Annotated in this window: 27 protein-coding genes; 10 read left to right on the plus strand and 17 right to left on the minus strand. The window is 69.4% G+C overall.

Annotation, left to right across the window (positions count from 1 at the left end; all coding sequences use genetic code 11):
* Window positions 1-409: 409 nt before the first annotated feature.
* Entirely contained in the window at window positions 410-2419 is a 2010-nt protein-coding gene (locus EER30_RS20105) for a cellulase family glycosylhydrolase (RefSeq protein ID WP_127502044.1), read from the plus strand.
* Here EER30_RS20105 and EER30_RS20110 read toward each other — a convergent pair.
* From EER30_RS20110 to EER30_RS20130, 5 genes are all read right to left on the minus strand, one after another.
* Window positions 2400-3311, minus strand: a complete 912-nt coding sequence (locus tag EER30_RS20110; RefSeq protein ID WP_205650315.1) for a DMT family transporter — start codon at window positions 3309-3311, stop codon at window positions 2400-2402. The two genes, EER30_RS20105 and EER30_RS20110, sit on opposite strands and share 20 nt — an antisense overlap.
* Before the next feature lie 56 nt (window positions 3312-3367).
* Entirely contained in the window at window positions 3368-3637 is a 270-nt protein-coding gene (locus EER30_RS20115) for a hypothetical protein (protein WP_127502045.1), read from the minus strand.
* Between the two features lie 104 nt (window positions 3638-3741).
* A complete protein-coding gene (locus tag EER30_RS20120; RefSeq protein WP_127502046.1) occupies window positions 3742-3936 on the minus strand; it encodes a helix-turn-helix transcriptional regulator in 195 nt (64 codons plus the stop codon).
* Entirely contained in the window at window positions 3933-4328 is a 396-nt protein-coding gene (locus EER30_RS20125) for a hypothetical protein (RefSeq protein ID WP_127502047.1), read from the minus strand. The genes EER30_RS20120 and EER30_RS20125 overlap by 4 nt, the downstream gene beginning before the upstream one ends.
* 83 nt (window positions 4329-4411) lie before the next feature.
* Entirely contained in the window at window positions 4412-4897 is a 486-nt protein-coding gene (locus EER30_RS20130) for a MarR family winged helix-turn-helix transcriptional regulator (RefSeq protein WP_127502048.1), read from the minus strand.
* A gap of 90 nt (window positions 4898-4987) precedes the next feature.
* Between EER30_RS20130 and EER30_RS20135 the strand changes: the two genes are divergently transcribed.
* On the plus strand, window positions 4988-5563 hold the full coding sequence (locus EER30_RS20135; protein ID WP_127502049.1) for an NADPH-dependent F420 reductase: 576 nt from the start codon (window positions 4988-4990) through the stop codon (window positions 5561-5563).
* Window positions 5564-5665: 102 nt separating this feature from the next.
* On the opposite strand, the gene EER30_RS20140 is transcribed toward EER30_RS20135, so the two are convergent.
* On the minus strand, window positions 5666-6340 hold the full coding sequence (locus EER30_RS20140; RefSeq protein WP_205650317.1) for a GNAT family N-acetyltransferase: 675 nt from the start codon (window positions 6338-6340) through the stop codon (window positions 5666-5668).
* 146 nt (window positions 6341-6486) lie between these two features.
* Here EER30_RS20140 and EER30_RS20145 point away from each other — a divergent pair, with 146 nt between their 5' ends.
* Genes EER30_RS20145 through EER30_RS20155 form a run of 3 tightly spaced genes read left to right on the plus strand, consistent with a single transcriptional unit; the run spans window position 6487 to window position 9392 of the window.
* The gene (locus EER30_RS20145; protein WP_127502051.1) at window positions 6487-7611 is read left to right on the plus strand and encodes an SMI1/KNR4 family protein; all 1125 of its coding nucleotides are present in this window, start codon (window positions 6487-6489) and stop codon (window positions 7609-7611) included.
* Between the two features lie 36 nt (window positions 7612-7647).
* A complete protein-coding gene (locus EER30_RS20150; protein ID WP_127502052.1) occupies window positions 7648-8895 on the plus strand; it encodes an FAD-dependent oxidoreductase in 1248 nt (415 codons plus the stop codon).
* Window positions 8896-8903: 8 nt separating this feature from the next.
* Entirely contained in the window at window positions 8904-9392 is a 489-nt protein-coding gene (locus EER30_RS20155) for a MarR family winged helix-turn-helix transcriptional regulator (RefSeq protein WP_240670171.1), read from the plus strand.
* 333 nt (window positions 9393-9725) lie between these two features.
* On the opposite strand, the gene EER30_RS20160 is transcribed toward EER30_RS20155, so the two are convergent.
* On the minus strand, window positions 9726-10781 hold the full coding sequence (locus tag EER30_RS20160) for a hypothetical protein (RefSeq protein WP_127502054.1): 1056 nt from the start codon (window positions 10779-10781) through the stop codon (window positions 9726-9728).
* Window positions 10782-10847: 66 nt separating this feature from the next.
* A complete protein-coding gene (locus EER30_RS20165) occupies window positions 10848-11441 on the minus strand; it encodes a lipoprotein (RefSeq protein WP_127502055.1) in 594 nt (197 codons plus the stop codon).
* 91 nt (window positions 11442-11532) lie between these two features.
* Between EER30_RS20165 and EER30_RS20170 the strand changes: the two genes are divergently transcribed.
* From EER30_RS20170 to EER30_RS20180, 3 genes are all read left to right on the plus strand, one after another.
* On the plus strand, window positions 11533-11793 hold the full coding sequence (locus tag EER30_RS20170) for a hypothetical protein (RefSeq protein WP_127502056.1): 261 nt from the start codon (window positions 11533-11535) through the stop codon (window positions 11791-11793).
* A 63-nt stretch (window positions 11794-11856) separates the two neighbouring features.
* A complete protein-coding gene (locus EER30_RS20175; RefSeq protein ID WP_127502057.1) occupies window positions 11857-12747 on the plus strand; it encodes an aminoglycoside phosphotransferase family protein in 891 nt (296 codons plus the stop codon).
* A 62-nt stretch (window positions 12748-12809) separates the two neighbouring features.
* Window positions 12810-13097: a DUF4287 domain-containing protein gene (locus tag EER30_RS20180; RefSeq protein WP_127502058.1), complete on the plus strand. Its 288-nt coding sequence runs from the start codon at window positions 12810-12812 to the stop codon at window positions 13095-13097.
* Window positions 13098-13101: 4 nt separating this feature from the next.
* Here EER30_RS20180 and EER30_RS20185 read toward each other — a convergent pair whose 3' ends face one another.
* Entirely contained in the window at window positions 13102-13776 is a 675-nt protein-coding gene (locus EER30_RS20185) for a TetR/AcrR family transcriptional regulator (RefSeq protein ID WP_127502059.1), read from the minus strand.
* Between the two features lie 106 nt (window positions 13777-13882).
* Here EER30_RS20185 and EER30_RS20190 point away from each other — a divergent pair, with 106 nt between their 5' ends.
* Complete coding sequence (locus tag EER30_RS20190; protein WP_127502060.1) at window positions 13883-14839, plus strand: SDR family NAD(P)-dependent oxidoreductase; 957 nt, start codon at window positions 13883-13885, stop codon at window positions 14837-14839.
* A gap of 130 nt (window positions 14840-14969) precedes the next feature.
* Here EER30_RS20190 and EER30_RS20195 read toward each other — a convergent pair whose 3' ends face one another.
* The 3 genes from EER30_RS20195 to EER30_RS20210 all read right to left on the minus strand — a co-directional run bounded on the left by EER30_RS20195 (window position 14970) and on the right by EER30_RS20210 (window position 19430).
* Complete coding sequence (locus EER30_RS20195; protein WP_127502061.1) at window positions 14970-15365, minus strand: hypothetical protein; 396 nt, start codon at window positions 15363-15365, stop codon at window positions 14970-14972.
* Window positions 15366-15383: 18 nt separating this feature from the next.
* A complete protein-coding gene (locus EER30_RS20200) occupies window positions 15384-17393 on the minus strand; it encodes a YfaP family protein (RefSeq protein ID WP_127502233.1) in 2010 nt (669 codons plus the stop codon).
* A 372-nt stretch (window positions 17394-17765) separates the two neighbouring features.
* Window positions 17766-19430: a P-loop NTPase family protein gene (locus tag EER30_RS20210; protein ID WP_127502062.1), complete on the minus strand. Its 1665-nt coding sequence runs from the start codon at window positions 19428-19430 to the stop codon at window positions 17766-17768.
* A gap of 303 nt (window positions 19431-19733) precedes the next feature.
* Between EER30_RS20210 and EER30_RS20215 the strand changes: the two genes are divergently transcribed.
* On the plus strand, window positions 19734-20471 hold the full coding sequence (locus tag EER30_RS20215) for a hypothetical protein (RefSeq protein WP_127502063.1): 738 nt from the start codon (window positions 19734-19736) through the stop codon (window positions 20469-20471).
* A gap of 234 nt (window positions 20472-20705) precedes the next feature.
* Here the strand turns inward: EER30_RS20215 and EER30_RS20225 are convergent, their stop codons facing one another.
* The 5 genes from EER30_RS20225 to EER30_RS20245 are packed head-to-tail and all read right to left on the minus strand — an operon-like array spanning window position 20706 to window position 25860.
* The gene (locus tag EER30_RS20225) at window positions 20706-21083 is read right to left on the minus strand and encodes a nuclear transport factor 2 family protein (protein ID WP_127502064.1); all 378 of its coding nucleotides are present in this window, start codon (window positions 21081-21083) and stop codon (window positions 20706-20708) included.
* A gap of 54 nt (window positions 21084-21137) precedes the next feature.
* Complete coding sequence (locus EER30_RS20230) at window positions 21138-23339, minus strand: molybdopterin oxidoreductase family protein (RefSeq protein WP_127502065.1); 2202 nt, start codon at window positions 23337-23339, stop codon at window positions 21138-21140.
* Window positions 23340-23394: 55 nt separating this feature from the next.
* Window positions 23395-24129: an SDR family NAD(P)-dependent oxidoreductase gene (locus EER30_RS20235; protein WP_127502066.1), complete on the minus strand. Its 735-nt coding sequence runs from the start codon at window positions 24127-24129 to the stop codon at window positions 23395-23397.
* On the minus strand, window positions 24126-24977 hold the full coding sequence (locus EER30_RS20240; protein WP_432417558.1) for a fumarylacetoacetate hydrolase family protein: 852 nt from the start codon (window positions 24975-24977) through the stop codon (window positions 24126-24128). The genes EER30_RS20235 and EER30_RS20240 overlap by 4 nt, the downstream gene beginning before the upstream one ends.
* Window positions 24978-25002: 25 nt before the next feature.
* Entirely contained in the window at window positions 25003-25860 is an 858-nt protein-coding gene (locus EER30_RS20245; protein WP_127502068.1) for an SMP-30/gluconolactonase/LRE family protein, read from the minus strand.
* Window positions 25861-25920: the final 60 nt, after the last annotated feature.

A 25920-nucleotide genomic window follows, 5' to 3' on the forward strand; every position in this document is an offset into this window, starting at 1 on the left:
GACCGTCAAGGGCCTGGACCCCGCGGATCCGGGCCGCACGAACCGGATGCCCGCACCGAGAATCCGCGGGCAGGCCTCGACCGCGCTCAGACTTTCCGGGTCTGGTCCGAGAAGTGAGGTCGGCCCTCACCGCTAACGGCTGGAAGCCGTCCCGCGACCGGCGCCACAAGCGTTGACCAGCGCTCGGGGCCGGTTCGGCCGTAAGCGCATCTTCATGATCGGCGATTCACGCGGATGCGTGTGAACGCTCACAAAGACTGCGCATAGTACGACCCTGTCCACCCCCTTTCAAGAGCCCCAACCCAAATTGGGAGCGCTCCCATAATTCCGTACGCATCGATTGACGTCTCTTGAAACTGCCCGCTAACGTGCGCTTTCCCCAAGAGCCTCATGCGGATAGAGGATCGTCATGTCCCGCAGACCGAGACGCGCGGCCCTGGCCGCCCTCACAGCCCTGCTGACCCTGCTCGGCCTTTGGACGGCCATCGCCGCCGCCAATGCCGCCGCGGCCGGATGCAAGGTCGTCTACACGATCAGCGCCCAGTGGAACGGCGGCTTCACCGCGAACGTAGCCGTCACCAACCTCGGCGACACCGTCACAAGCTGGCGTCTCAACTGGACCTTCCCGGCCGGGCAGCGCGTAACTCAGCCCTGGAACGCCGCCGTAACCACCTCCGGAACGGCCGTCACCGCCACGAACCTCAGCTACAACGGCACGATCACCACCGGCGCCACGACAAGCTTCGGCTTCAACGGAAGTTGGACCGGCACCAACCCCGCACCCACTGATTTCGCGTTGAACGGTGTGATGTGTACCGGAAACGCAATCCCGACCACGGCGCCCCCGACCGGCGAACCTGGCAACGCCGCCGCGATCGTGGCAGCCATGCAACCCGGCTGGAACCTGGGCAACTCGCTCGACGCGACCGGCGCCGACGAGACCTCCTGGGGCAATCCCCGCATCACCGAGGCCCTGCTCGAAGGCATCAAAGCCCAGGGTTTCAAGAGCATCCGCATCCCCGTCACCTGGGGTCAGCACCAGGCCTCTGACTACACGATCGAGTCCGCCTACCTGGCCCGGGTCAAAGAGGTGGTCGACTGGGCCCTCGCCGACGGCTTCTACGTGATGATCAACGTCCATCACGACTCCTGGCAGTGGCTCAACGCGATGCCCGGCGCCAAGAGCCGCTTCGACGCGACCTGGACCCAGATCGCCACCACGTTCCGCAATCACGACGCCAAGCTGGTCTTCGAGAGCATCAACGAGCCCCAGTTCAGCGACGAGTCCCAGAGCGCCACCTACCTGAACCAGCTCAACACGAGTTTCCACAGCATCGTCCGCGGCAGTGGCGGCGGTAATGCGACCCGCCTTCTGGTCCTCCCGACCCTGCACACCTCGGCCGATCAGGTTCATCTCGACAATCTCGCCACCACGATCACCGCCCTGAACGACCGCAACCTCGCCGCCACCGTTCACTACTACGGCTACTGGCCGTTCAGCGTGAACATCGCCGGCACCACCACGTTCGACGCGACCACACAGGCCGACCTGATCGGATACTTCGACCGCGCGGCAGCCACGTTCACGGCCCGCGGCATCCCCGTGATCCTCGGCGAGTGGGGCCTGCTCGGCTTCGACCGTTCCCTCGACGCCGTCGAGCAGGGCGAGAAGCTCAAGTTCTTCGAATACCTGGCCTACTACGCGCGCCAGAAGAACATCACCACGATGCTCTGGGACAACGGCCAGCACTTCGACCGTACGGCGTTGACCTGGCGCGACACCGAGCTCGCCTCCTACATCAGGGCGACGACCCGTTCCGGCACCGCGTCGACCGACCAGGTGTTCCTCGCGAAGTCCGGCACGATCACGGCCAGGACCGTCACGCTGAACCTGAACGGCCGCACGTTCACGGGTCTGCGGCACAACACCACCGATCTCGTACGGGGCACCGACTACACGATCAGCGGCGACCAGCTCACGTTCACGGCCGCCCTGCTGACCCGCCTGGCCGGCGCGCGCGACTACGGCGTCAACGCGCGTCTCACGGTCGTGTTCGACGCGGGCGTGCCGTGGCGGATCAACCTCATCTCGTACGATCCCCCGACTGCGAGTGCCGCCGGCGGAACCACCGCCTCGTACGCGTTCCCGGTGACCTTCCGCGGCGACCGGCTCGCCACGATGGAGGCGAAGTACGCCGACGGCAGCAACGCCGGCCCGCAGAACTGGACGTCGTTCAAGGAGTTCGCGTACACGTTCCTGCCGAACTACTCGGCGGGCACGGTCACGCTCACGCCCGAGTTCTTCGCCGACGTGAACGACGGCGCGCGGACCACGCTGACACTGCACTTCTGGAGCGGCGCGAAGCTCACCTACTACGTCACGAAGTCGGGAAGCACTGTCACCGGTGCGGCGACGTGACGCGTTCCGGGGCCGGCTTTCGTGGCCGGCTCCGGGACACCGCCACCCCGGCCAGGCACAGCGCCCCGCCGGCGATGGCCAGCGCACGCGGCACCTCGTCGAGCAGCACCCAGCTCAGCAGGATGACGACCACCGGGACGGCGTACGTGGTGGAGCCCATCTTGCCCGCGGTCGAGCGCGCCAGGGCGTACGCCCAGGTTGTGAACGCGATGGCCGTGGGGAAGACCCCGAGGTAGATCACGTTGAGGGTGGCGCTCATGGGAGCGCTTGCGATGTCGTCGACCAGGCGGCCGGCGAACGGCAGGCACGCGACCGCGCCGATCAGGCAGCCGAACGTGGTGGCCTGCAACGCCGACGCGTGCTTGAGGGCGGGCTTCTGCGCGACGACCCCGGCGGCGTACGTGATCGCGGCGACCAGGCACAGCAGCACGCCGAGCACGGAGGACTGCCCGCCGCCCGACATCGACAGGCCGACGACGACCGCCCCGGCGAACGACACCGCGATGCCGGCCAGCAGCCGCGGCGGGAACCCCTCGTTCAGCAGCCACCCGGCCAGCAACGCCATCAGCGCGGGACCGACGTTCACGACCATCGCGGCGGTCCCGGCGTCGACGAGTTCCTCGCCCCAGTTCAGCGCGACCATGTAGAGCCCGAACCAGAGCACGCCCGAGATGATGATGCCCGGCCAGGCGGCTCGCGGCGGCAGACCCTGGCGGCGGATCGCGAGGAACGCCACCAGCACGACCGAACCGGCCAGCAACCGGCCGAGGGCGAGCGAGCCGGGGGAGAAGTGCGGTGCCGCGGCCCGGATCCCGACGAACGCCGAGGCCCAGAGAACGACCGTGACTGAGGCGGCAACGACGGCGGCCCCGGGCACGCGTGGAGAGTTCATGCTCTGATCCCACCGTCTCGGCGCCCGCACCGCTAGCGAGATTCGGACGTCGCGCTTCAGCCCGTCCAGCCGAGCCAGGCCTCACCGGCCGACAGTGCGAGGAACCAGATCAGCCACGAGACCACGGGCAGAGGGAGCACCCACAGCGGCCGCCGCTGCCGCAGCAGTCGAATCGCGACGACCAGCAGCAGGAGCCAGACGACGAGCAGCAGCGCCACGGCCCAGCCCGGGGCGAGCAGCCCGCTGGCGACATAGAAGACCAGCGTGGCCACGAACGCCACGAACCCGAGCCAGCCGAGCAGCCAGTGCCACCACGAGCGCGTCATCGACAAACACCGTACGACCCCGGTCCGGGCTTTTCCAGCATCCAGGATGGAACCAGCTCGTCGCGGCCGGAGGGCGATGCGAATCGCGACGGCCGCTGAACCCGTCATTGATCGTCGAGGAAGATCTCTTCGATCGTCAGGCTGAACAGCTTGGCCAGGCGGAACGCCAGGGGCAGGCTCGGGTCGAACTTGCCCTTCTCGATGGCGTTGATCGTCTGGCGGGAGACGCCCGCGTGCAGGGCCAGGTCGCCCTGCGTCCAGCCGCGGTCGGCCCGCAGGTCCGTGAGCCGGTTCTTCATCGATATTGGATCTTGCCGACGGCGAAGGCGAGCACGAAGACGCCGCCCATCAGCGCGGGCAGGACGGCGATGTTCACGTCGCGGGCGATCCCGGCCGCGTCGGCGACGAAGTAGGCGAAGGCGACCACCCACCCGACCCCGAGCGTGACGGCCAGCGCGTTCTGCATGATCTTTCGCTGCAGCTCGTCGAGCCCGCGGAGGAGGCGCGTGAAGGCCACGATCCAGCCGATGCCGACGGCGAAGTTGACCGCGACGGCGGCCCAGCTCACCGCCCGCTGATCCGGGTCCCATAGGCCCTGCGGACCGAACTTGGCCAGCGCGACCGTCGCCGCCCACGCGACGGTCCAGAGCGCGAACCGAGCCGTCATCTTGAGCTCGTTGACCGCTTGCACGGCACCCCTCCTTCGCCTGCGGTGTAAAGGACGCTTTACACCGTACGAGGTGGGTCGTCGAGGTGTCAAGCTTCCTTTACAGCTCAGTCGTACCGCTCGTAGATCGCGGCGCGGGCGCGGTCGGGGTCGAGGCGGTGCAGGATCGCGTCCGCGATATCGGTGAGCTGGGCGACCTGCTCGGGGGAGAGTGCGTCGATGACGTTCTCGCGCACGGTCGCGACGTGGCCGGGAGCCGACTCGGCCACCTTCTGCCAGCCGGCCCCGGTCAGCCGTGCGTTGGTGGCGCGCTTGTCCTCGGGGCACGGGAAGCGTTCGAGCAGGCCCCGCGTCTCGAGACGCTGCACGACGTGGGAGAGCCGGGCCAGCGTCGCGGTGGTGAGCTCGGCCAGCGCGGTCATGCGCAGCGTACGGTTCGGCGCCTCGGAGAGCATGGCCAGCACGAAGTAGTCGAAGTGGGTGAGCTGGGCGTCGCGCCGCAACTGGGAGTCGAGGGCGGCCGGCAGCAGTTCGAGCACGGCCGCCAGGCGTACCCAGGCGGCCTTCTGTTTTTCGTCGAGCCAGGTGTCCACGGTCACAATTCTCCCACGCGATTAGTTGTTGCTACAACCTAGCTCGCCATGCCATGGTTGTACCAACAACCAAATGGCCTGGAGGTCACCATGGCGAACATCAGCATCCTCGGCACCGGCAACATGGGTCAGGCGATCGGCGGCCTGGTCGCCAAGGGCGGCAACACCGTCCAGCAGCTCAACACCGCCAGCACCGGCGAAGCCGTCACAGGCGACATCGTGATCCTCGCCGTCCCGCACGCCGCGCTCGCCGACATCGTCGCCACCCGCGGCGCCGAGCTGGCCGGCAAGATCGTGGTCGACCTCACCAACCCCGTCGACTTCGCCACCTTCGACGGCCTGACCGTCCCGGCCGACGGCTCCGCCGCTGCCGAGCTGGCTTCCGCGCTCCCGCAGTCCAAGGTCGTCAAGGCCTTCAACACCAACTTCGCCGGCACGCTGGCGACCGGCTCGGTCGGCACCGAGACCACCGCCGTCCTGATCGCCGGCGACGACGCCGACGCCAAGACCGCCGTGGCCGACTTCGTCCGCGCGGCCGGCCTGCGCGCCGTCGACGCCGGTTCGCTCAAGCGGGCGCGCGAGCTCGAGGCGCTGGCCTTCCTGCAGATCAGCCTGGCCGCCGGCGAGAAGCTCTCCTGGAACGGCGGCTTCGCCGCTGTCGCCTGAGCCGACAGTTCAGCCCCCGACCTCGGACCTCGGCTCTGGCACTCACCCCGCGCTTGATCTTGGCCTGAAGCCGCGCGCGAAGTCTGAAGCCCGCTCCGGGCTTCAGACTTCGGCCGGGGTGATCGCGGCGATGTGCCCGGTCTTTCCCTCGGTCGTGAAGCCGAGCCGGTCGTAGAGCCGGATCGCGTCGGTGTTGTGCGTGGCGACGTGCAGAAATGCCTCGTCGCCACGCCCGCGCACCACCCCGGTGAGCGCCCGTACGAGGTGGCCCGCCAGCCCCTGTCCGCGATAGTCCGGATCGGTGGCGACGGTGCCGATCTCGGTCCAGCCCGGGATCCGGATCCGCTCCCCGGCCATCGACACGAGCCGCCCGTCCCGCCGGGTGCCGAGGAACGTCCCGAGTTCAACCGCCCGGGGCGTGAGCGGCCCGACCCCCGTGCGCCCGGCCAGGTCGAGCATCTCCGGCACGTCGGCCGGGCCGAGCACGACCGCTTCGCCGACTTCCGTCGAGTCGACGTTCGACGCGGCCAGCACGAGTCCCTGCCCCTGGTTGACCACTCGCCACGACGACGGCACCCGGACGCCCCCGCCGGCCAGCACCACGACCTGCCCCGGCCCGGCCAGCTCGGCGAGATCGCGCCAGGCCTGCTCGTCATGCCAGTCCCGCACCGCGGACAGCGGCGCGACCCCGGCCACGTACCGGCCGGCCCCTTCGTGAAGTTCGGCGAACTCGCGCTGCACCCCGGTCAACGCGTCCCACACCAGATTCTCGTTCACAACTTCTCCCGTCACAGAAAACGGACCCTTGGGTTCGTTTAACTGCAACGGGGCCGGCGGCAATCCGTTCAAGCGGTGTGGCGCTCGTCGCACGAGGCAAGTGACATCGTGTCCCGGTCCTGGCCCGCACTTCGTAGGGTGGGGCCGTGGTTTCGAGCGGACGGCCCGACACGGCCGAGCAGTGGCGGGGCTACCTCGCCGAGTACAGCGCGGATTTCCTCCGTGCCGCCGACGCTGATCGGCTTGCCGGGCTGGGAAGCGAACGGCGCGCCTCCGGATGGCTCGGATTCGCCGGCGCGGGTCCGGACGCTCTCGCCGCCGTCGAAGAGCGGCTCGGGACGCCGCTTCCCCCGGGATACCGTGCCTTCCTGCAAGCCTCCGACGGGTGGCTCGAGATGGGTCCGTTCGTCTGGACGATGCGGACCACGGCCGACGTCGGCTGGGTGCGCGACCTCGAGCCCGACCTGTGCGACGAGGACGACGAGGACTACGAGCTGATGGCCCGGGCGCTGCTGGTGTCCGCCGACGCGGACGCGTGCTACTGGCTGCTCGACCCCGCCGACGTCAACGGGAACGGGGAGTGGGCGGCGTACGTCTGGGCGTCGTGGTACCCGGGTCTGGGCGACCGTTTCGTTTCGTTCGCCGATCTGGTCGCCGCCGAGCGGGAAGAGTTCGAGGAGCTCAATGCCCGGGACGGGCGCGCGATCGAACCGGCCGGGGCGGCTGAGCTGGTTGCCGAGGGGCGACTGATGGCACTGCGAGGCGATGCAGCGGGGGCGGCCGAGCGGTTCGAGTCGGCCGCTCGTAAAGGGTCCGGAGCGGGCCAGTACCTCTCCGTCGTTCTCGCGGCGTTCCGGCAGCCTGACGTGCATCACAGAATCCGCAACGACGTCCTCGGTCATCCGCACGTGATCGAAGCAGTGGGGGCCGGGCGGGTTCGCGCCGAGCTCGTGCCACTGTTCCTGAAGCGGGAATCCGGCGCCTGGGCGAGGCGGCTCGTGGAACAGGCCCTCGGCGATTCCGGCGACGCGCCGGTCTCGCCCGAGCCGTCCGACTTCACCGCGTCTCTCGACCGCGCCCGTGAGCTCGCACGTTCAGGCGACACCGATACAGCCTGGTCGGTCGTGGCCGCGGCAGTTCCGCATTGGCGCAGTGACGACCCGCTGGGCATCGCCCCGTTGACGCTGCTCACCGACCCGGAGCTGAGCTCGCTCGTCACGCCCCAGCGGGCCGCCTGGATCGTCACCACTTCGAGAAGCGCCACTCACTGAGCTTGCTCAAATCATCTTAGTCATTAAGATAACCGCATGGGCATATCGACCGACTTCTCGGTAGCGATCGCCGGCGCCGGCCTCTCCGGCCTCTGTCTCGCCCAATACCTGACCCGCGCCGGCATCGACGTGCACGTCTACGAGCGGGACCCCGGCCCCTTCGTACGGCGGCAGGGCTACCGGATCATCCTCGACCGGTACGGGCTGGAGGCGCTGCAGGAGAGCCTGCCCCGCCCGCTGTACCGCCTGGCGCTGGCCACCGGCGACGAGCCCGGCGGCCACCTGCGCTTCACCGACGCCCGACTGCGGAACGCGTTCACCATCAACTTCAAGGACGAGCCGCACGCGACCCGACAGGTCGACCGGCTCACCCTGCGTACGATCCTGCAGTCCGGGCTGGACGGACGCATCCACTACGGCAAGTCCGCGGTCGCGGTGGACAACGGCGGCCCGGCCGGGCTGCGACTACGGTTCTCCGACGGCAGCGCCACCGCGGCCTCCGTCGTCGTCGGCGCGGACGGCGTCGGCTCGGCCCTGCGCGCGCAGCTCACGCCGGACGCCGAACCCGCGAACACCCCGATGGCCGGCGTCTACGGCCGATCGCCCCTGCGCTACGACGGCGGCAGCATCATCCCGGACGCTCTGCGTACGAGCGGGGTGCTGGCCATCGCTGACCAGCCTGGCCGCGCATTCTTCTTCACGTCCATGCGGTTCGGCGAAGACCCGCGCGTGGCGTTCGCGCGTGTGGCCCCGGGCAGTTACGCACCCACCGGCGACGACTACGTCATGTGGGGATTGCTGCTCCAGCAGAACGAGGTACCCATGGGCGTACGCGGCGACGTGCTGGCGCTGCGAAAACTGGCCGTCCGGATGAGCGCCGACTTCCACCCCCTCATCCGCCGGCTGGTAGGCACGGCCGAATGGGACGCCACGGTGCTCAACCTCTTCACCACCGGCCGCCGCCCCACCCGGTGGGCCGTGCCCCGGGCAACGATGATGGGCGACGCCGTGCACGCCATGCCACCGTTCGGCGCTCACGGCGGCAACACCGCCCTCCGCGACGCCGCCCTGCTCGGCCACCGACTCGTCCAGGCCCGGACGAGCGGCATCCCGGTCGAGGAGGCGATCGCCGCCTATCAGGAAGAGATGATCCCGTACGCCTTCCGCGCCGTAGACACGGCCGCCACCCTGATGCGCCGCCTCACCGGGGCCGCGGCCGCACCACACTGGGTGCTGACCCGCGTGCTACCTAGGCTGCACCGCGTCACCGTGCCGGAGGCATGATTGCGACCATGCCCCACGAGCCGGCCCGGACGTCCGCGATCGCCGACCTCATGCGCGCCGGCCGCGAGACGTCGCGCCTGTCCATGGTGTTCCGGTACGCCATCGCCGACCGGCTGGGCCTCACCGTAAGCGACCTGGAGTGCCTGGACTACCTGGCCGACGTCGAATCGGCCACCGCGGGCCAGATCGCCGAACGAACCAACCTGACCACCGGCGCGGTAACCAGCATGCTCCGCCGCCTGCAGCAGGCAGGCTGGGTGACCGCCGAACGCGACCCGGCCGACCGGCGGCGCGTGATCGTCACCCTGCGACCAGAGCGGGCACCCGAGCTGGAACAACCGTACGAGCGCTTCGCTGACCAGGCGCAACGGCTCATCGAGGGCTACAGCGTCGACGAGCTGACGCTGCTGGTCCACCACTTCGACCGCATGCAGTCGATGTACCTCACCGAGCTGGACCGTCTGAGGAGCGGAGGCACATTCCCGCGGACCGCCTGAGGCGCAGTCGCGGGGCTCACCGCGCTCCCATTACCGTCATTTCCTGAGTCCGGCATCGCGGCGACGTCACCCACCCTGCGGACGTCGTGCGACAGGGACCCGTTCTGCGCATCGGGGACGTTTGATGGGCAGGCAAGGACGGCTCATGACCTTACGAGAACCTGGCGTCGCGCCTTCTCTGCGGCAGATCAGTGCGCCTGATCTTGCATTTGTGGTGCCCGGGTATCCATCGCCCTGGCACTGACGAGCGATGAACGCGAGCGTCTCCCGGGGTCAAACGCCCACGCGCGGACGAGGCCCGCCAGTCCCCACCGGGGGCCGCGCCGCGTCGAGTCAGTCCTCGTCGGCCAGCTGCCAGAGGTGGAGGGTGGTCTGGTCCTTGGAGACCGTGTACCAGACGCCCTGTCCCGCCGATCGGGGAGATCCCGAGACAGGAATGGGGTAGGTGATCCGGCCGCGTAGGGCCATCGTGCGTGGATCGACGAGCCAGTGGCGGGGGACCTGCGCGTGGTAGTCGGTGCCGACCACGGCGTTGTCGTCGTACGGGAACGCCGCCTCGTAGTCCCAGCAAACGCGGTCGCCGTCCTCGCTTGAGGGAGGCGGCACGGCTTCCTCGGCGTTCAGACGCCGCAGCTCCGTACCGTCCTCGGCCCGGTGCAGGTAGAGGGACCACTGCCCGGGATCCGTGGTCAGGAAGAGCTCCCCGGACGGGTTCACGGCGAGGAGGACCTCCTCGTCGAACCGCTGGAAGGTGAGCTTCGCGCCATCGAAGTGTCCCCACAGCACGGGCGAGTCCTCTTCGCCCGCGAGGACAGTCAGCCCCATGTACGCCGGGTTCGGATGGGGGAAATGGATGGAGCCCGAGCCCACGGTCATCGTCTCGGCCCGGGTCAGCACCGTGCCGTCGGTGGGGTCGAGGATGAGCCATTCCTCCTCGACGTCGCGTCCCGTCCGATTACGGATGTGGGCCCACAGGAGCTTGCCGTCCGAGGAGAAGGCCGCCGAGCCGCTGTCCGCGTGGCCGTGGTGGTAGTCGTCGGCATACTCGGAGAACGAGGCGTGGGCCTCGGTGCACACCGCGGCGGACCAGCAACCGTGCCGGATTTCCCACCGTACGGCGCCGGTCGAATCCACGGCTCGTAACGCGTGGACGCCGGCGAACACGGCGAGATCACCCGTAGGCGAGACCGCCACCGTGCCGTATCGGTGTGGCCAGGGCGCGGGGAAGCGGACCCCTGTCCCCTCCCCGTCCAGGTCGCGGACGGCCAGCTCGGTGTCCCCACGCTGCACCAGCAGCCTGCGTCCGGGCCAGTGCAACACCTGCGGGGCGTCCGCCGAGGCAAGGTCGAGCGGAGCGGCCGCGGTAGCGACAAGACGAGCAAAGGTCACGGAATCCTCCGGCGATGACGACGAGATCCCCGGGCGCCAGGGCGCGGGGGCGCAGCAGCTCGATGATCAGCCGGTCACGGTGAGGCTGGTCTTGGCCAGCTCGTAGGCGGGCAGCATCTCGGCGTGCTCCTCGCTGTCGAGGCTGTCCAGCGACACCACCGCCACCCCCTTGCCCGTCTCCACGATGAACGCCTTCTCGAGCTCGGCCGGGTCCTCGGGGGTGGCCTTCTCGCGGTAGCTGACCTCCACGGCCGCGTGGTCGGCGATCTTCACCTCGGTGAAGACCGGCTCCTCGGCCTTCTTTCCGATGAAGGCGGTCAGACTCGTACGCAGGTCCGCCTTCGCGCCCGTCCACACGCGCAGGAATCCCAGGTTGCCGGCCGGCTTCGCGTCGATCTCGCAGGCCATCGTCAGCGGGCCGCGGCGGGCCAGTTCGGCCAGCAGGTCGGCGTCCTCGACCTGCACCGCCTTCGGCTTCCACGATTCCGCGATGCCGAACTCGACCGGCAGCGGGCAGCCGCTGCTGACCTTGGCCGCTTCTGTCGCGGCGCCCGGGCCTTTCGACGGGCCGGGCTGGGTGTCCGGCTCGGCGGTCGAGCAGGCGCCGAGGGTGAGCGACGCGGCGACGAGCGCGGCGACAAAAACGTGACGTGGTCTCACAGGGACGAGAGTGTACGGAACCTTCTCACCTGCGTGGGGGCACGCCCATCTAATTTGATCTAGATCTACGAGCCGGTTACTGTCTCGCGCCGTGATCCGTTCGCGAGTTGCCTCCGCCGTCCTCGTCGGTGCGTCCCTCATGTTCGTCGCCGCGTGTGGTGGCGAGGACACCCCGAGCGCCGCTGCCACCACCCCGACAGCGGCCATGGTCACCAGCGTCGCCGCCACCACCGCGGCCGCGGATCCGGCCGCCGGGGCTCCGGCCGACAAGGAGATCTGCGAGGCCGCGAAGAAGGCCGGCGCGGACCTCACCGCCGCCTGCAAGAAGACCGGCGTCAGCGCCAACTTCTGATCCGGCCCGAGGCCCCGGCGTCCGATCCACGCCGGGGCCTCGGCGCTGTTAGCCTCGGCGCGCATGAGGTTCGAGCAAGATTTGGTACGGGCACTCCTGCGCGACCAGCATCCCGACCTCGCCGACCTCGAGCTGCGCGACGTCGACGGCGGCTGGGGAGCCCAGATGTGGCGTCTCGGCGACGACCTGGCCGTGCGATTACCCCGCACCGAAGATGCCCCGGACCTCATCCGTACGGAACAGAAGTGGTTGCCGGTTCTGGCCGAACGCCTGCCGTTGCCGACGCCGGTCCCGCTGCGTGTAGGCGAGCCGTCGAGCCTGTTCGGGCACGTGTGGACGATCGCCCGCTGGGTCGAGGGCGACCCGGCCGACCAAAGCCCGATCACCGACGTCGGAGCGGCCGAGGTCCTCGCCGAGTTCCTCCGCGCGCTGCACCAGGAGGCACCGGCCGACGCGCCGCTGAATCCGATGCGGGGAGTCCCGCTGGCCGAGTTCCGCAGGAGCGGCGAATGGTTCGCGCTGCTCGACGGCCATCCGCATGAGGACGCCGTCCACGAGATCTGGGAGAAGGCGCTCGCCGCCCCGGTCTGGGACGGCCCGCCGCTCTGGCTGCACGCCGACCTGCATCCGGCCAATGTGGTCGTCCGGGACGGCACACTCGCCGGCGTCGTCGACTTCGGCGACATGTGCGCCGGGGACCCCGCCACCGACCTCTCGGCCGCCTGGATCCTGCTGCCCATCGGCGGGGCGAGCCGATTCTTCGACACCTATGAGCGAGCCGACGACGCCACCGTCACCCGGGCCCGGGGCTGGGCCGTCCTGCGCGCCCTCGGCCTGATCGGAATCGGACGCAACGGCCGCCTGGGCCTGCCCGGTGGCAAGCCGACCTGGGAGCCGGCCGGGTATGCGACCCTCGACCGCCTCGTGAGCCACGTCACAGCATCGCACCGATGATCTTCCTGCCTCGGCCCGGTCTGACGACACGTCAAGGCGATCCACCAACGGACGGTAGGACCATGAGCTTTCAGGCATACCTCGACAACGTCGAAGCCAAGACCGGCCTGACCCCTCGCCAGTTCATGGCGCTGGCCCACGAGCGCGGCCTCGACGGGCCGTCGACCAAGGCGGGCCAGATCGTCGAGTGGCTGAAGGACGACTACGGCCTCGGCCGGGGCCATGCCATGGCACTGGTCCATGTGATCAAGAACGGCGACAAGATCAGCGACAAGCACGTCGGGACGTCCGGCTCCCATCGCGACGATTCCGACACGCTGTGGCTCGACGGCGTGGCCAACCGTCCGTGACGAATCAGCGCGGCAGCACGCCGAGCAGGGTTGCGGTCAGGGACAGCTTCAAGGAGTCGTACAGGTTGAAGTGGAAGCGGGCCAGCTCGGGCTCGGCCTCGTAGGCGGCCAGCAGGCTGGGCGGGGGCGTGCTGTAGGCCGACAGCGCTCCCGCCACGACCATCGCCTGCAGGCTGAACAGGGTCGAGTTCTCGCCCAGCTCCGGCAGGTACTTCTGGATCAGCGCGCTCATCGTGTTCAGGCGTTCCAGGGCGCCGCGCTTGTAGCGGGCGACGACTTCGATGGAGACGTTGTGCTCCAGCACGCTGCCCTGGGCGCCGAACAGGTCGCACAGCACCACCCGTCCGGAGAGTGAGCGGCTGACGATCTCGGCCACCGCCGTCGCCCGCTCGGCCATGGGCAGATTCTCGTCGACGCCGGCGGCCAGCTCCCCGGCCAGCTCGGTCAGGAACTCCTGCACGAAGCGGTCGAGCAGCTCGAGCAGGACCGCCTCACGCGACTCGAAGTAGCGCAGCACGTTCGGCTTGGCCAGGCCCACCCGGCGGCTGAGCTCGTTGAGGGTGACCGCGGCCACCGGCATCTCATCGAGCATCGCCGACGCCTCGTCGAGGATCGCCCGCCGACGGACCTCCCGCTGCTCCTCGGTCCGCGCCCGCTGAAAAGCCCGCTGAGAACTCACGATCACCACCCTAACTTACGTACCGTCGGTACGTTGACAACGTACCGGGAGTACTTTAACGTCGATCGGGACAAGATACCTCCGGTACGTTAATGAGGAGCCTGGCATGAGCGAGAAGTGGACGACGGCGAACATCCCTGACCAGCACGGGCGAGTGGCCGTGGTGACCGGCGCCAACACCGGCCTCGGGTACGAGACCGCCAAGGCCCTGGCCGAGCGCGGTGCGTCCGTGATCCTGGCCGTGCGCAACGTCGAAAAGGGCGAGCAGGCCGCGGCCCGCATGACCGGCGACGTGACAGTGCAGGCGCTCGACCTGACCTCGCTCGACTCCGTCCGGAGCGCAGCGGCGGCGTTGAGGTCCCGGCTCGACCGGCTCGATCTGCTGATCAACAACGCGGGCGTCATGTACACCCCGAAGCAGAACACCCGTGACGGCTTCGAGCTGCAGTTCGGCACCAACCACCTCGGCCACTTCGCGCTCACCGGCCTGCTGCTCGACCTGATGCTGCCCGTGCCCGGCTCACGTGTCGTGACGGTCAGCAGCACCGGCCACCGCATCCGGGCCGACATCCACTTCGACGACCTGCAGTGGGAGAAGTCGTACAGCCGGGTCGGCGCCTACGGTCAGTCCAAGCTGGCCAACCTGATGTTCACGTACGAGCTGCAGCGCCGGCTCGCCACGCACGGCACCACCGTCGCCCTGGCCGCGCACCCCGGCGTGTCCAGCACCGAGCTCGCCCGCAACGCCCCCGCGGCCCTGCGGCTCCCGCTCACGTGGCTCGCACCGGTGATCGCCCAGGATGCGGCGATGGGCGCACTGCCGACCCTGCGCGCCGCCACCGACCCGGCCGCGCTCGGCGGCCAGTACTACGGTCCCGGCGGACGCTACGAGGTCAAGGGCCACCCCCGGCTGGTCATCTCGAGCCCCGAGTCCCTCGAGGTAGCCGTTCAGCAGCGTCTGTGGGCCGCTTCAGAAGACCTTACGGGCGTACGATTCCCGGCCTCGCCCGAGCAAGGTCATCTTCGAACGATGTCGACGACGACGCCGGGCGCCAGCCGGTAAGGATTGGTGTTCACGAGCGTGCTGACCCGTCGCTGCGCCGACCCGCCCGGCCGACGGCGGCCGCTCGGTCCTCGCCATGACCGAGCGGCCTGAGTCCCCGCTTGTGCGAGTGTCACGGAGGGGCGACGGGTTACAGGTTGTTGATCCGGGCCAGCAGCTCGGCCTCGGTCAGGTTCTCCAGGACCGCGTCCTGTTTGCGGCCCAGAACCGAGAGCAGCTTCTCCTTTTCCAGCTTCTTGGCCGCCGCCGCCTTCGCCGCCTGGTCCTCGGCGAGGCGGATGGCGATGACGTGCTTGACGACCTCCAGCTTGGTCGCCAAGGTCGCCTTGGCCGGATTGGTCTCGGTGGCCACGAACGACTCGGTGTCGACGGCCTTGAGTTCGGCGTTGACGGCCTTGGCCACGTCGTCGAGGCTGAAGCCGGACTTGGCGGTCAGCGGAAGCTCCCACAGCTGTTCCGTGGTCAGCAGGCCCTTGGTCGACGGGTAGCGGAACTTCTCCCGCGTGGCCTTTTCGAAGATGGTCACGGTGGCCTTTCTCGGGGTTCAGAACTGAATGCTGATGAGGTGGCGGCGGCCGCCGGTCATGGTCACCTTGGCGACCACGGAGCTGCGGATCGTGGAGCTGAAGCCGAGGCCGGAAAGCTGGTCCGGGGACGGCTCGCATTTGGTGCGGTCGCCGAGAACCTCGAGCACCTTGCGGTGCGGTTGCAGGTCGCGGCGGAGGAACTCGTTGTAGATCCCGCGGGTCGGCTGGTCGTTCACGCACCCTTTCAGCATGAAGAAGTAGTGGCGGTTGCCGACCTCGCTGTCGTCGAAGTAGTTCGGCGAATACATGACGGTCGACACCGGCACGAACTGTTCGGTGGTGATGCCCCACAGGTCCCTGGCGAGGCTGCCCGGCTGCATGTCCTTACCCGGCCGGAAAGCGGTGATCCTCTCGCCGGCGACCGTCATGCGGCCCACCTCGACGGTCTCCTTGTGGCCGACCGCCCGTTCGTGGCTGTAGTGCTCGATCTTCCCGTCGCTCTCGGTCTCGATCACGAAGCCGACCCCGGTGCTTTCCCGCCTGTCGTACTGGTTCACCTCGATCCGGTACTCGCCGTCGGGGACGCGGCCGGTCCATGTGACGTTCTCCACCGGCTCGCGGGTGGAGCCCTCGCCCGCGTTCATGTCGACGTCCAGTTTGCTGCGCTTGTCCCCGTACCAGATGTGGTCGCCGTTGGGTTCGAACACGTGCAGGTCGAGGTCGTCGTGGTTGAACCAGGACAGGCTCACCCGCAGCTTGCCGGTGACGTTGCCGCCGGCCCGCTTGACCTTCTCCTTGATCGAGTCGGCGACGTTGCCGCCGTAGGACCAGCCGAAATCGTTGTCCCAGGCGAACAGCCGTGGGGCAGCCGGGTGCCGGCCGGTGGTGAGACTGACGAGGTGCGGTTCGTGGCGGTTGGCGACCCACAGGTCGATGGTCGCGGCGCCGGGCAGGATGTCCTTCATGAAGGTGACCACGGGGATCTCCTCCGGCTTGGCGTCACGAAGGCGCGCACCGGCCGACCTGGTCGTGGCCGCCTGCATGAGCAGCCCTTCGATACCGTCCTTCATCCGCGACTGGGTGTCGTTGTCGACCCACAACACGTTGGTCACCGACACGTCGGACAGCCGGGCGAACCGGCGCTGCAACGACTCCTCGATGCCCAGCTCGTCGATGGTCTTCATGGCGGCCTTGACCATGGCCGGCGTGATCAACGCCGTGGGGCGCTGGTAGTTCTGCGGCGCGACCTTCGTCTCGAACGACCGGACGGCCTGCTCCAGGTCGACGCCCGCGGAGAGATCCTGGACGAGGGTGCCGATCACGGTGTTACGGAGCCGGGCCGCCGGGTTCAGGGCGTTGGCGAACACGAAGGCCCGTCCGTCCGTCGCCTGCGTCCACCGGTTCTGCAGCGACCGGAACTCGGTCACCGCCCGGCGATGCTCCGCGCCGCGGTAAAGGGCGTTGTCGTCGATGAGGCCGGCGACCGTGTCCAGAGCGTGCTGGTCGAGTTCGGTCAGGCCACGCTGGAACACCTGCACCGCGGCGTCGAAGGCGCCCCGGGCGGCGCCGACGTCCCTGGTGCGATGCCGGTTCTCGACCCGGCCGTGCAGGTGTTGCCACACCTCGACCTGGCCGTCGCGCAGCGTCCGGGTCGTCGCCGTCCCGTACTGCGCCTCGGCGGACCGGAAAACGCTGGACAACGGCAGCGTACGAACGAATTCGTCCAATGCGGCGGCGACGACGGAGAAGACCGGGTCGGAGGCCGACACCCCGGACCAGACGGTGCGGACCTGCCCGTTGTGGATCTCGACGACGTTGCCGAAGTTCTTGACGAACCCGTGGCAGGTCGAGCAGTCGTACTCGGAACGCTCGCGGAACCGAAGATTGGTGCCGGCCGGGAAGGACTCGAGAAAGGTGAGCCAGAGCGAGTCCCGGTCGAGACCGTCGCCGACCACGAACAACTCGCCCTTGGACATCGCGGACAGACGCGAAGTTACATCGGCCACGAACTGCTGGAAACCACCCACCGTGTCATCCCCCTTGATCACCGGAGATCCTATGGAGCGCAACACAAACGGAGAAATGCATTTTCGCCCGCCGGTCCTGGAGGACCAGCAGTCTCGCGAGGGGGAGGCGAAGGTCGTCACGCTCTGCGGCTCGACCAGGTTCGAGGCCGAGTTCGGGGAGGTCAACCAGCGGCTCACGATGGAAGGTTGCGTCGTGATCAGCCTCGGAATGTTCAGCCTCCCCGACCTTCCCGGCTACGACTGGACAGCCGATAGCGCCAACCTGAGGGGACGGCTGGGCGGCGTGCATTTTCAAAAGATTCGCATGGCTGATGAGGTGTACATCGTGGACCCGGGCGGCTATCTGGGGGAGTCGACCCGACGGGAGATTGCCTACGCGGAGTCGCTCGGCAAGCCGGTGCGATATCTGAGCCGCGATCGGAGGGCGGCCACGCGGTCGGCGGCCAGTGGGGTGCCGGCGTGCATCTCGGCCTGTAGGGCGTCGAGGTGTCCCTGGGCGGTCAGCGCCTCTATCAGGTGGCGGGCCGCGCCGGGGCGGCCGGCGTCGGCGCGGTTGCGTAGTTCGTCCAGGTCGCCGCGGCTGGCCAGCAGGGCGTTCAGGCGTTCGTTGGCGTACTCGTCGCGATCCTGGGGCTCGTTGCCGACGGCCGTCACCAGTTTGCGGTGGCATTCGCCGTCGAGGAAGTTGCGGAGCAGTTCGACGCGGGGGATCCGGGCGCGGAACTGCTGGGCGTGGGCGGGGCGGCCGCGGCGGGTGGCGCTTTCGGCCAGGTCGAGGGTGTCGTCGGGGTGGTGGTCGACCAAGGCCTGCCAGACCGCGTTGGTCAGGGGCTCCGCGCGGCGTCGGCGGCGGGCGTGCTGGTGCAGGTAGTCGGCTACCAGGTATCCCGTGGGGGTGCCCATGCCGGTGCCTACCGGGGTCAGGCAGGCGGCGGCCCCGTGCAGACGGGTAGTTGCGTAGGCGATGGCCTGGCACAGCCAGTCCGATGGGGCGACGGCTCGCTGGGTGGCGGTCAAGTAGGCGGGGATCGCCGCGGTCAGGAAAGCCGGAGTGAGGGGCGCGCGGGCGCCGACGCGGCGGGCGTCCAGGGCCGCGGTGATCGCGGCCCGGCCCAGGCATTGCCGCGGGTCGGTGGTGTCGGCGGCGGACCACCAGCGGATCAGTTCGGGTCCGGCGGCCAGGGTCTGGGTGACGCCGGCGTCGGTGCTGTCCAGTGCGATCCGCAGGCGCTTGTCGGAGGCCAAGCTTTCCGCCTGCCGCCGCTCGGCCGGTGTGAAGGCTTCCGGTACGTCGATCACGTGGGCGAGGCGCAGCACCTGGCGGTCGTCGTCGTAGGGGTCGGGGCGGCCGGGGGTCCGGGCGGCGATCCGGCAGTTGTACTCGTCCGGCCACAGCGTGCCGACCATCACCACACCGGCCCCGACCATGGCGCGTACGCACCCCGGTGACATCGGATAGCGCTGGAACTCGTCGAGCCACAGCACCGTACGCGGTGCGGGCGACTCGGCGAAGGAACGCACCGCGGCGTCGTCGCCGGGGTGCACCAGCCACCAGTCGGGCAGCATGGCCTGCACGGCCTCGACCAGGGCGCGCGTCTTGCCGGTGGACGAGCCGCCGCGCAGCAGCACGAACGAGCCGGGCGTCAGCGCGCCACGCAACGCGACGTCAAAATCCCGGGGCACGTACGTCGGCAGGCCGTCCACGGTCGAGTCGACCCGGATCGACGGATGCACGCCGAGCCGGTGCGGCGAGACGTCCCGCACCCGTGACGCCCCGGACGGCCGGCGCAGCTCTGCGGCCCGCGCACGGGCAGCCAGCCACGGCTGCACGGCCGGCTTCTCCAACCCGCACGCGTTCAGGAAGGCGAGCAGCGTCTCCAGGCCCGGCACGGAACGGCCCGAGAGCAGGTCGCCGATGGTGCTGCGGCGCAGCGCGGGATTCGCGCGGACCAGACCCGCGTACGAGCGGTCGCCGCGGAGCGCGTTGAGCGCCGCCGCGAGCTGTGCCGGGGTGTGCACCTCTCCGGGGTCGGACACCGGACCACCGTAGGGCGGGCCGGCGACGGGACGGAATCCCCTGGTGGACGGATTCACCGGTCCGGGCGTGTCCGGATCGGTGGCCGGACCCCGCCGAGGGCTGTCAACGTCATCGCACCGATCAACCCGCCCGGAAAGGACCACCCGATGGTCAACTGGATCGCTCTTGCCGGCGACCTGCTCTCCTTAGTCGCGAGCCTGTTGTCGCTGACGGCCGTCAGTCGCGCGAGAAAACGCGGCCCCAAGCGGTGAGACGGGCGGGCCGCCTGTCCGTGGCTCGACGGCATTGGACATCATCGACGTATGGGCGACCTTCTGATCAATTTGCTGGCGAGCGTCATCGCCGGTACGGCCGTCTGGCTGGCGGGGTTCCTGCTGCGCCGGCGGAAATTGAACCGGGAACGCGCCTTTTTCGGCCTCAGCGCCGGGGCGAGCTGCTTGCTGGTGGTGTCCCGGCACGCGTCGTCGCCGCGCGAGTTCAGTGTGCACCGCCGCGACGTCGCCGCGCTGGTGGAGCTGGCGACCATCGCCCGGGAGTGCGGCGCGCACGCCGACCGGGTCGGCGAGAACCAGCCGACCGGGGAGATCGGCCGCCTGACCGAGTTCTGCGTCGGCGGCCCCGGCGACGCCAGCCCACGCAGCGCCACGCATGTGCGCACGATCCTGCGTGGAGTGACGTACGCGGTCTTCGACGTGGAGAAGCGCCGGACGTCATTCACGGTCGGCGGCACCGAGTACGCCCTCAGCCCGGAGATCAGCTACGTCCTGCTCGCCCGGTTCTGGGGCCCGGCCGGCGGGCACCCGGTGTTCTTCATCGGCGGCCTGACCGCGGGCAGCAACCTCGCCGCCGCCCGCTACCTGGCCGCGCACCACCCCGAACTCGCCCGCACGTTCGGCGCCGACCGGCCGTTCGCGCTCGTGCTGCGCATCGTCGAGCCGGCCGCCTACGGCACCGACTTCACCGAACTGGCCGCCGACGTGAGCGACGTCGCGTTCCAGCCGGTCCCGGCCGAAGTGCCCTTCATCGCGGGGGAGGAGTAGACACAGCGCACGGCGCGGCCGTCGAGCCAGGCGGTGGTGCCGGCATTGCCGTTGTGGTCGAAGAGCGAGGCGCGGTGGGGACCCAGCCAGAAGTCGCGGGCCTTCCAGCCCATCGTGGTCGGATCGAGCAGTTCTCGTTGGGCCGCACCGCCACCTTGACGTCGATCAGCGGCACCGACTCGCGCAGGTCCCGCGGCGTTCACGGTCGGTCACATGGCGCACCGGGTGATGATGTCACGCCTGAAGGAGTTGCAATGCGTACTGCGGGTTGCCGTAGTCGCGCCAGGCGGCGATCTTGCCGTCCTTGATCTCGTAGACGGCCAGGTTCATGATCGGGGCGAGTTTGCCGCCGGGCAGGGCCAGGCCGTGCACCTGCTCGGCCAGCACGACGTCGCCGTTCACGGCCTGGTTCACGGTTGAGAACTCGACCTGGGCGAAGGTCTTGAACACGCCGGTCCAGACCTGGACGACCGCGTCCCGGCCGTGCACCTCGGCGTCGCCGTAGTTCTGGAACACCACGTCGGGGTGCAGGAAAGCGCCCAGCTTGGCGGCGTCCTTGGTGTTGAACGCGGACGTGAACTCGCGGACCAGGGTGTCGTTGTCAGTAGTCATGGCCCCACTCTGGCCCCAAGAAAATGGACCGGCAAGTCCAAACCGATGTGACGGCTACGACGCCAGTGGCTTGACCTCCACCGGAATGCCGTTCAGCACGCTGTTGCCCGACAGCGGGTCGATCACCGTCTCGTCGGTGAGCACGTTCGAGTTGACGCCCGGGTGGGCGGAGGCGACCGACTGGCGCGTGCCGGCCACGTCGTGCCCCCAGCCGTGCGGCAGGCTCACCACGCCCGGCATCACCTGGTCGGTGATCTCGACGGTGGCCGAGATCCCGCCCGCGCGTGAGGTGACCTGCACGGTGTCGCCGTCGACCAGGTCGAAGCGCGCCGCGTCGGCCGGATGGATCTGCAGCGTGCACCGGTCGCGCCCCTTCACCAGCGCGGGCACGTTGTGCATCCAGCTGTTGTTGGACCGCAGGTGCCGCCGCCCGATCAGGACGAGGGCTTCGTGGGGGCGGTCGAGCGCCGCCCGCAACCGCGGCACGTCAGCGGCGACCGCCGGATCGCACAGCTCGACCTTGCCGCTCGGCGTGCGCAGCACCTCGGGCAGGCGCGGCTCCAGGGGCCCGAGGTCGACGCCGTGCGGGTTCTCGATCAGCCGGTCCAACGACAGTCCCTCCGGAACAAGACCGAACCAATCCCCGTACGCCCCGGTGCGCAGGGCGACGTCCAGCAGGCGCTCGGCCGGGCCGTCCCCGGAAACCGGCAGGTCAGCCGCCGACCGTCCGAACAGCGGCGATCCCGGCGTGCTCACCACCCGATCGAGAGCTCGGCTCAACAGTTGATCGTGAAGAGAGTCGTGACCGGAAACGATCGTCGTCAGGCGGGCCAGGATGTCGCACTCGTCCATCGCCTCGGCATCGATGGGCGACACCGGCGGGGAGTACGCCGCGAAGTTGCGTACGGCCAGGGCCAGGAAGGAGAAGTCGTAGTGGCCTTTGCGGGTCGGGTCGGGCGGTGGCAGCACCACGTCGGCGTGGCGGGTCGTCTCGTTCAGGTAGGGGTCGACGCTCACCATGAACGACAGTCCGGCCAGGGCGCGGTCGAGCCGCCCGCTGTTCGGCGTGGACAGCGCCGGGTTGCCCGCCACCGTCACCAGCGCCCGGACCTGTTCGTCGCCGGGCGTCTCGATCTCGTCGGCCAGCGTCGCTACCGGCAGTTCGCCCTTGACCTCGGGCAGTCCCCGAACCCGGCTGTGCCACCGCCCGACCCTGAACCCCTTGCCCTTGCCCGAGCCGGGACGCTGGTGGGCCGCGAGCGGGAACATCACGCCGCCGGGCCGGTCGAGGTTGCCGGTCAGGATGTTGATGACGTCGATCAGCCAGCTCGTGAGCGTGCCGAACTCGACAGTGCACGTTCCGATCCGCCCGTAGACCGCCGCCCGGGGCGAGGATGCCAGCTCGTGGGCCAGCGAGCGGATCCGCGCGGCCGGCACGCCGCAGGTCTCGCTGACCACGGAAGGCGCGAAATCCTCGGCCAGCGCGGCAACGGACGAGAGCCCGTTCACGAGCGAGTCCAGACGGCCCAGCGAGACCAGCCCATCGGCGAATAGCGTGTGGACGATTCCGAACAGCAGGAAGGCGTCCGTCCCCGGCCGGATGAACACATGCTCGTCGGCCTGAGCAGCGGTCCGCGTACGCCTGGGGTCGACCACGACGAACCGCCCGCCCCGCGCCTGGATCGCCTTGAGCCGCCCCGGAAAATCGGCCGCCGTGGCGAGGCTGCCGTTCGACTCCCACGGGTTGGCCCCGAGCATCAGCAGGAAGTCGGTGCGGTCCAGATCGGGCACGGGGATGGCGAGCGGGCTGCCGTAGAGGTAGCCGCACGACACGTGCTTGGGCATCTGATCGACCGTGCTGGCCGAGAAGACGTTGCGCGTGCCGAGCGCCTTCACCAGCGGCGACAAGTAGAGCCCGCCCGCCATCGTGTGCACGTTCGGGTTGCCGAGATAGACCGCGACCGCGTGCGGCCCGTACGTCTCGATCACCGGTCGAAGGCCGTCCGCGACAGCGTCGAAAGCCTCGTCCCAGCCGACCTCGACGTGCCGGCCGTCGCGGCGTACGAGGGGCCGTCGCAGCCGGTCGGGGTCGTCGGCGAGCTGCCCGAAGGTGGCGCCCTTCGGGCAGACGAACCCGTGGCTGAACACGTGCTCCCGGTCGCCTCGCGCGGAGACCACCCGATCGCCTGCGACCGTCAGCTCCAGGCCGCAGGCGGCCTCACAGAGCGGACAGGTCCGATACGCCGTACGCGACACGATGCCACCAACCTCTCCAGGCGGTTACTGGCGAGTATCGTGCCACGACCCGGCGTCACTTGCGAAGGCGCAAGCCCTGCATTCCTCCGTCCACGGCCAGCGCGACCCCGGTCGTCGCGGACGCGTCCGGCCCGGCCAGATATCCGATCGCGTCGGCGATCTCGTCCGCCGTGACCAGGCGTCCCGAGGGCTGACGGGCCTCGAGCGCGGCCCGCTCGGCGCCCGGATCGTCGGCCTTGTCGAGCAGCCGGCCGATCCACGGCGTGTCCGCCGTGCCCGGGTTCACGCAGTTGACCCGAATTCCCTCGCGCAGGTGGTCGGCCGCCATCGCCAGGGTCAGCGAGAGCACCGCCCCCTTCGTCGCGCTGTAGAGAGCACGCTGCGGCAGCCCCGCGGTCGCGGCGATCGAGCACGTGTTCACGATCGACGCGTGCGAAGATTCGCGCAGGTACGGCAGGGCCGCGCGGCTCACCCGTACGATGCCCTGGACGTTGACGTTGAAGACCCGCTGCCATTCGTCGTCGTCGTTGTCCTCGACGGTGCCCTGCGCGCCGATGCCCGCGTTGTTGACCACGATGTCGAGCCCGCCGAACGCGCCGGCCGCCTCGGCGACCGCGGCCCGCACGGACGCGTCGTCGGTGACGTCGCAGCGAATCCCGAGCAGGGGCGACGGCACGTCGGGGTTGAGATCGAGAGCCGCCACCTGGTAGCCGCGCCGGGCCAGCAGGGACGCGGCGGCCAGGCCGATGCCCGACGCGCCGCCGGTGACGATCGCGCGCAGCCCGGTCATCGGGGCGCCACCACGGTCTGACGGGCGGTGCCGAGGCCCTGGATGCCGAGCGTCATCACGTCGCCCGGCTGCAGGTAGACCGGCGGCTTCATGCCGAGTCCGACCCCGGGCGGCGTACCGGTGTTGATGAGGTCGCCGGGTTCGAGCACCATGAACTGGCTGAGGTGGTGCACCACGACGTACGGGTCGAAGATCATGGTCTTGGTGTTGCCGGTCTGGCGGCGCACGCCGTTGACGTCGAGCCACATGTCGAGGTCACGCACGTCGGCGATCTCGTCGGTGGTGGCCAGCCACGGCCCCGCCGGGTTGAACGTCTCGGCCGACTTGCCCTTGACCCACTGACCGCCGCGCTCGATCTGGAACTCGCGCTCGCTGACGTCGTTGACCAGCACCCAGCCGGCGATGTGGTCACGCGCCTGCTCGGGGGAGTCCAGGTAGGACGTGCGCTTGCCGATGACGATGCCCAGCTCCACCTCCCAGTCGGTCTTGACCGAGCCGCGGGGGATGCGGACGTCGTCGTTCGGGCCGACCAGCGTGTTCGGTGACTTGTTGAAGAGGATCGGCTCCTTCGGAACCTCGGCGCCCGTCTCGGCGGCGTGGTCGCTGTAGTTCAGGCCGATGCAGAGCAGCTGGTGCGGACGGGCGATTGGCGCACCGATGCGCTGGTCGTCGAAGGGACGCACGTCGCCGGCGGCGATCCGGTCGGCGACCGGTCCCGCGATCCGCTCGAGCCCGCCGCCGCCGAAGAACGCCTCGTCGAAGTCGGTGACCAGGTCGGACACGTCGACGTAGTCCGAGTCCGAGGCGCGGACGGCGGGCTTTTCGGCGCCGGGCGCGCCGATTCGCATCAATAGCACGGGTGGAGCTCCGATCTCATTGTTTCCAGTGCGGCGTACGTAGTCCCGTAGCGCCGACGTCTGCGGTGAAGAGCCGGCCCGAGGCGGGGTGCCGCGTCAGGTCGGTGGGGGAGAGGTCCTGGGTGGCCGTCGTGATGACGAGAACGTCCAGCTCGGGGCCGGCGAAGGCGCAACTGGTGGTGTGCGGCGCGTCGACGTCGACGACGGCCAGCAGGTCACCGCCGGAGGTGCGGCACTCGATTCGGCCGCGGCCCCAGATCGCGATCCACAGGTTGCCGAGGCTGTCGACGGTGAGGCCGTCGGGCAGGCCGTCGTCGATGCGAAAGAGCTCACGCCGTACGCCGTCAGGATAGTCGCGCGCGTAGATGACGCCGGGGATCGAGTCGACGCTGTAGAGCGTGCGGCCGTCGGGGCTCCAGGCCAGGCCGTTGGAGAGCGTGAGGTCGTCGTCGAGCACGGTGATCGCGTCGCCGTCGAGGCGCACCAGCGTCTGCGTGCCGCGGGAGGAGTCGAGGGCCATGCCGCCGACCACGAACCGGCCCTGGGGGTCGACCGCGCCGTCGTTGAGCCGGCTCCCGGCTCGCGTCAGGTCGGCCACGATCGTACGGGAGCCGTCGCTCTTGACCCTCTCGACGACGCCGCGTTGAGCCACCAGCAGGTCGCCCTCGGCGTCGACGGCGACCACGCACGCGAGATCGTCGAAATCCCACGATGCGGTCACGGTGATCTTTTCTTGGGAAAGCTGACCGGCCTGGACCGTGCCGCCGAGGATGTCGACCCAGAGCAGCCGATCCCTCTCGGCGTCCCAGACAGGGCCTTCACCCAGGGCGTACGCCTCCGCGCCGGCGACACGGGCGGAGAAGCGGGCAGTCATGTTCCGTAGGTTATGCGGAACTTCCGAACATATGAAGGATCTTCCGAGTCGGGCGGCGCG

Source organism: Actinoplanes solisilvae (assembly GCF_003999975.1).
GTDB classification, from domain to species: domain Bacteria; phylum Actinomycetota; class Actinomycetes; order Mycobacteriales; family Micromonosporaceae; genus Actinoplanes; species Actinoplanes solisilvae.

Coding starts and splice junctions, on each gene's coding strand:
- EER30_RS20105 (WP_127502044.1), top strand. CDS start 410: ATGTCCCGCAGACCGAGACGCGCGGCCCTGGCCGCCCTCACAGCCCTG.
- EER30_RS20110 (WP_205650315.1), bottom strand. CDS start 3,311: ATGAACTCTCCACGCGTGCCCGGGGCCGCCGTCGTTGCCGCCTCAGTC.
- EER30_RS20115 (WP_127502045.1), bottom strand. CDS start 3,637: ATGACGCGCTCGTGGTGGCACTGGCTGCTCGGCTGGCTCGGGTTCGTG.
- EER30_RS20120 (WP_127502046.1), bottom strand. CDS start 3,936: ATGAAGAACCGGCTCACGGACCTGCGGGCCGACCGCGGCTGGACGCAG.
- EER30_RS20135 (WP_127502049.1), top strand. CDS start 4,988: ATGGCGAACATCAGCATCCTCGGCACCGGCAACATGGGTCAGGCGATC.
- EER30_RS20150 (WP_127502052.1), top strand. CDS start 7,648: ATGGGCATATCGACCGACTTCTCGGTAGCGATCGCCGGCGCCGGCCTC.
- EER30_RS20155 (WP_240670171.1), top strand. CDS start 8,904: ATGCCCCACGAGCCGGCCCGGACGTCCGCGATCGCCGACCTCATGCGC.
- EER30_RS20175 (WP_127502057.1), top strand. CDS start 11,857: ATGAGGTTCGAGCAAGATTTGGTACGGGCACTCCTGCGCGACCAGCAT.
- EER30_RS20180 (WP_127502058.1), top strand. CDS start 12,810: ATGAGCTTTCAGGCATACCTCGACAACGTCGAAGCCAAGACCGGCCTG.
- EER30_RS20190 (WP_127502060.1), top strand. CDS start 13,883: ATGAGCGAGAAGTGGACGACGGCGAACATCCCTGACCAGCACGGGCGA.
- EER30_RS20215 (WP_127502063.1), top strand. CDS start 19,734: ATGGGCGACCTTCTGATCAATTTGCTGGCGAGCGTCATCGCCGGTACG.
- EER30_RS20225 (WP_127502064.1), bottom strand. CDS start 21,083: ATGACTACTGACAACGACACCCTGGTCCGCGAGTTCACGTCCGCGTTC.
- EER30_RS20235 (WP_127502066.1), bottom strand. CDS start 24,129: ATGACCGGGCTGCGCGCGATCGTCACCGGCGGCGCGTCGGGCATCGGC.
- EER30_RS20240 (WP_432417558.1), bottom strand. CDS start 24,977: ATGCGAATCGGCGCGCCCGGCGCCGAAAAGCCCGCCGTCCGCGCCTCG.
- EER30_RS20245 (WP_127502068.1), bottom strand. CDS start 25,860: ATGACTGCCCGCTTCTCCGCCCGTGTCGCCGGCGCGGAGGCGTACGCC.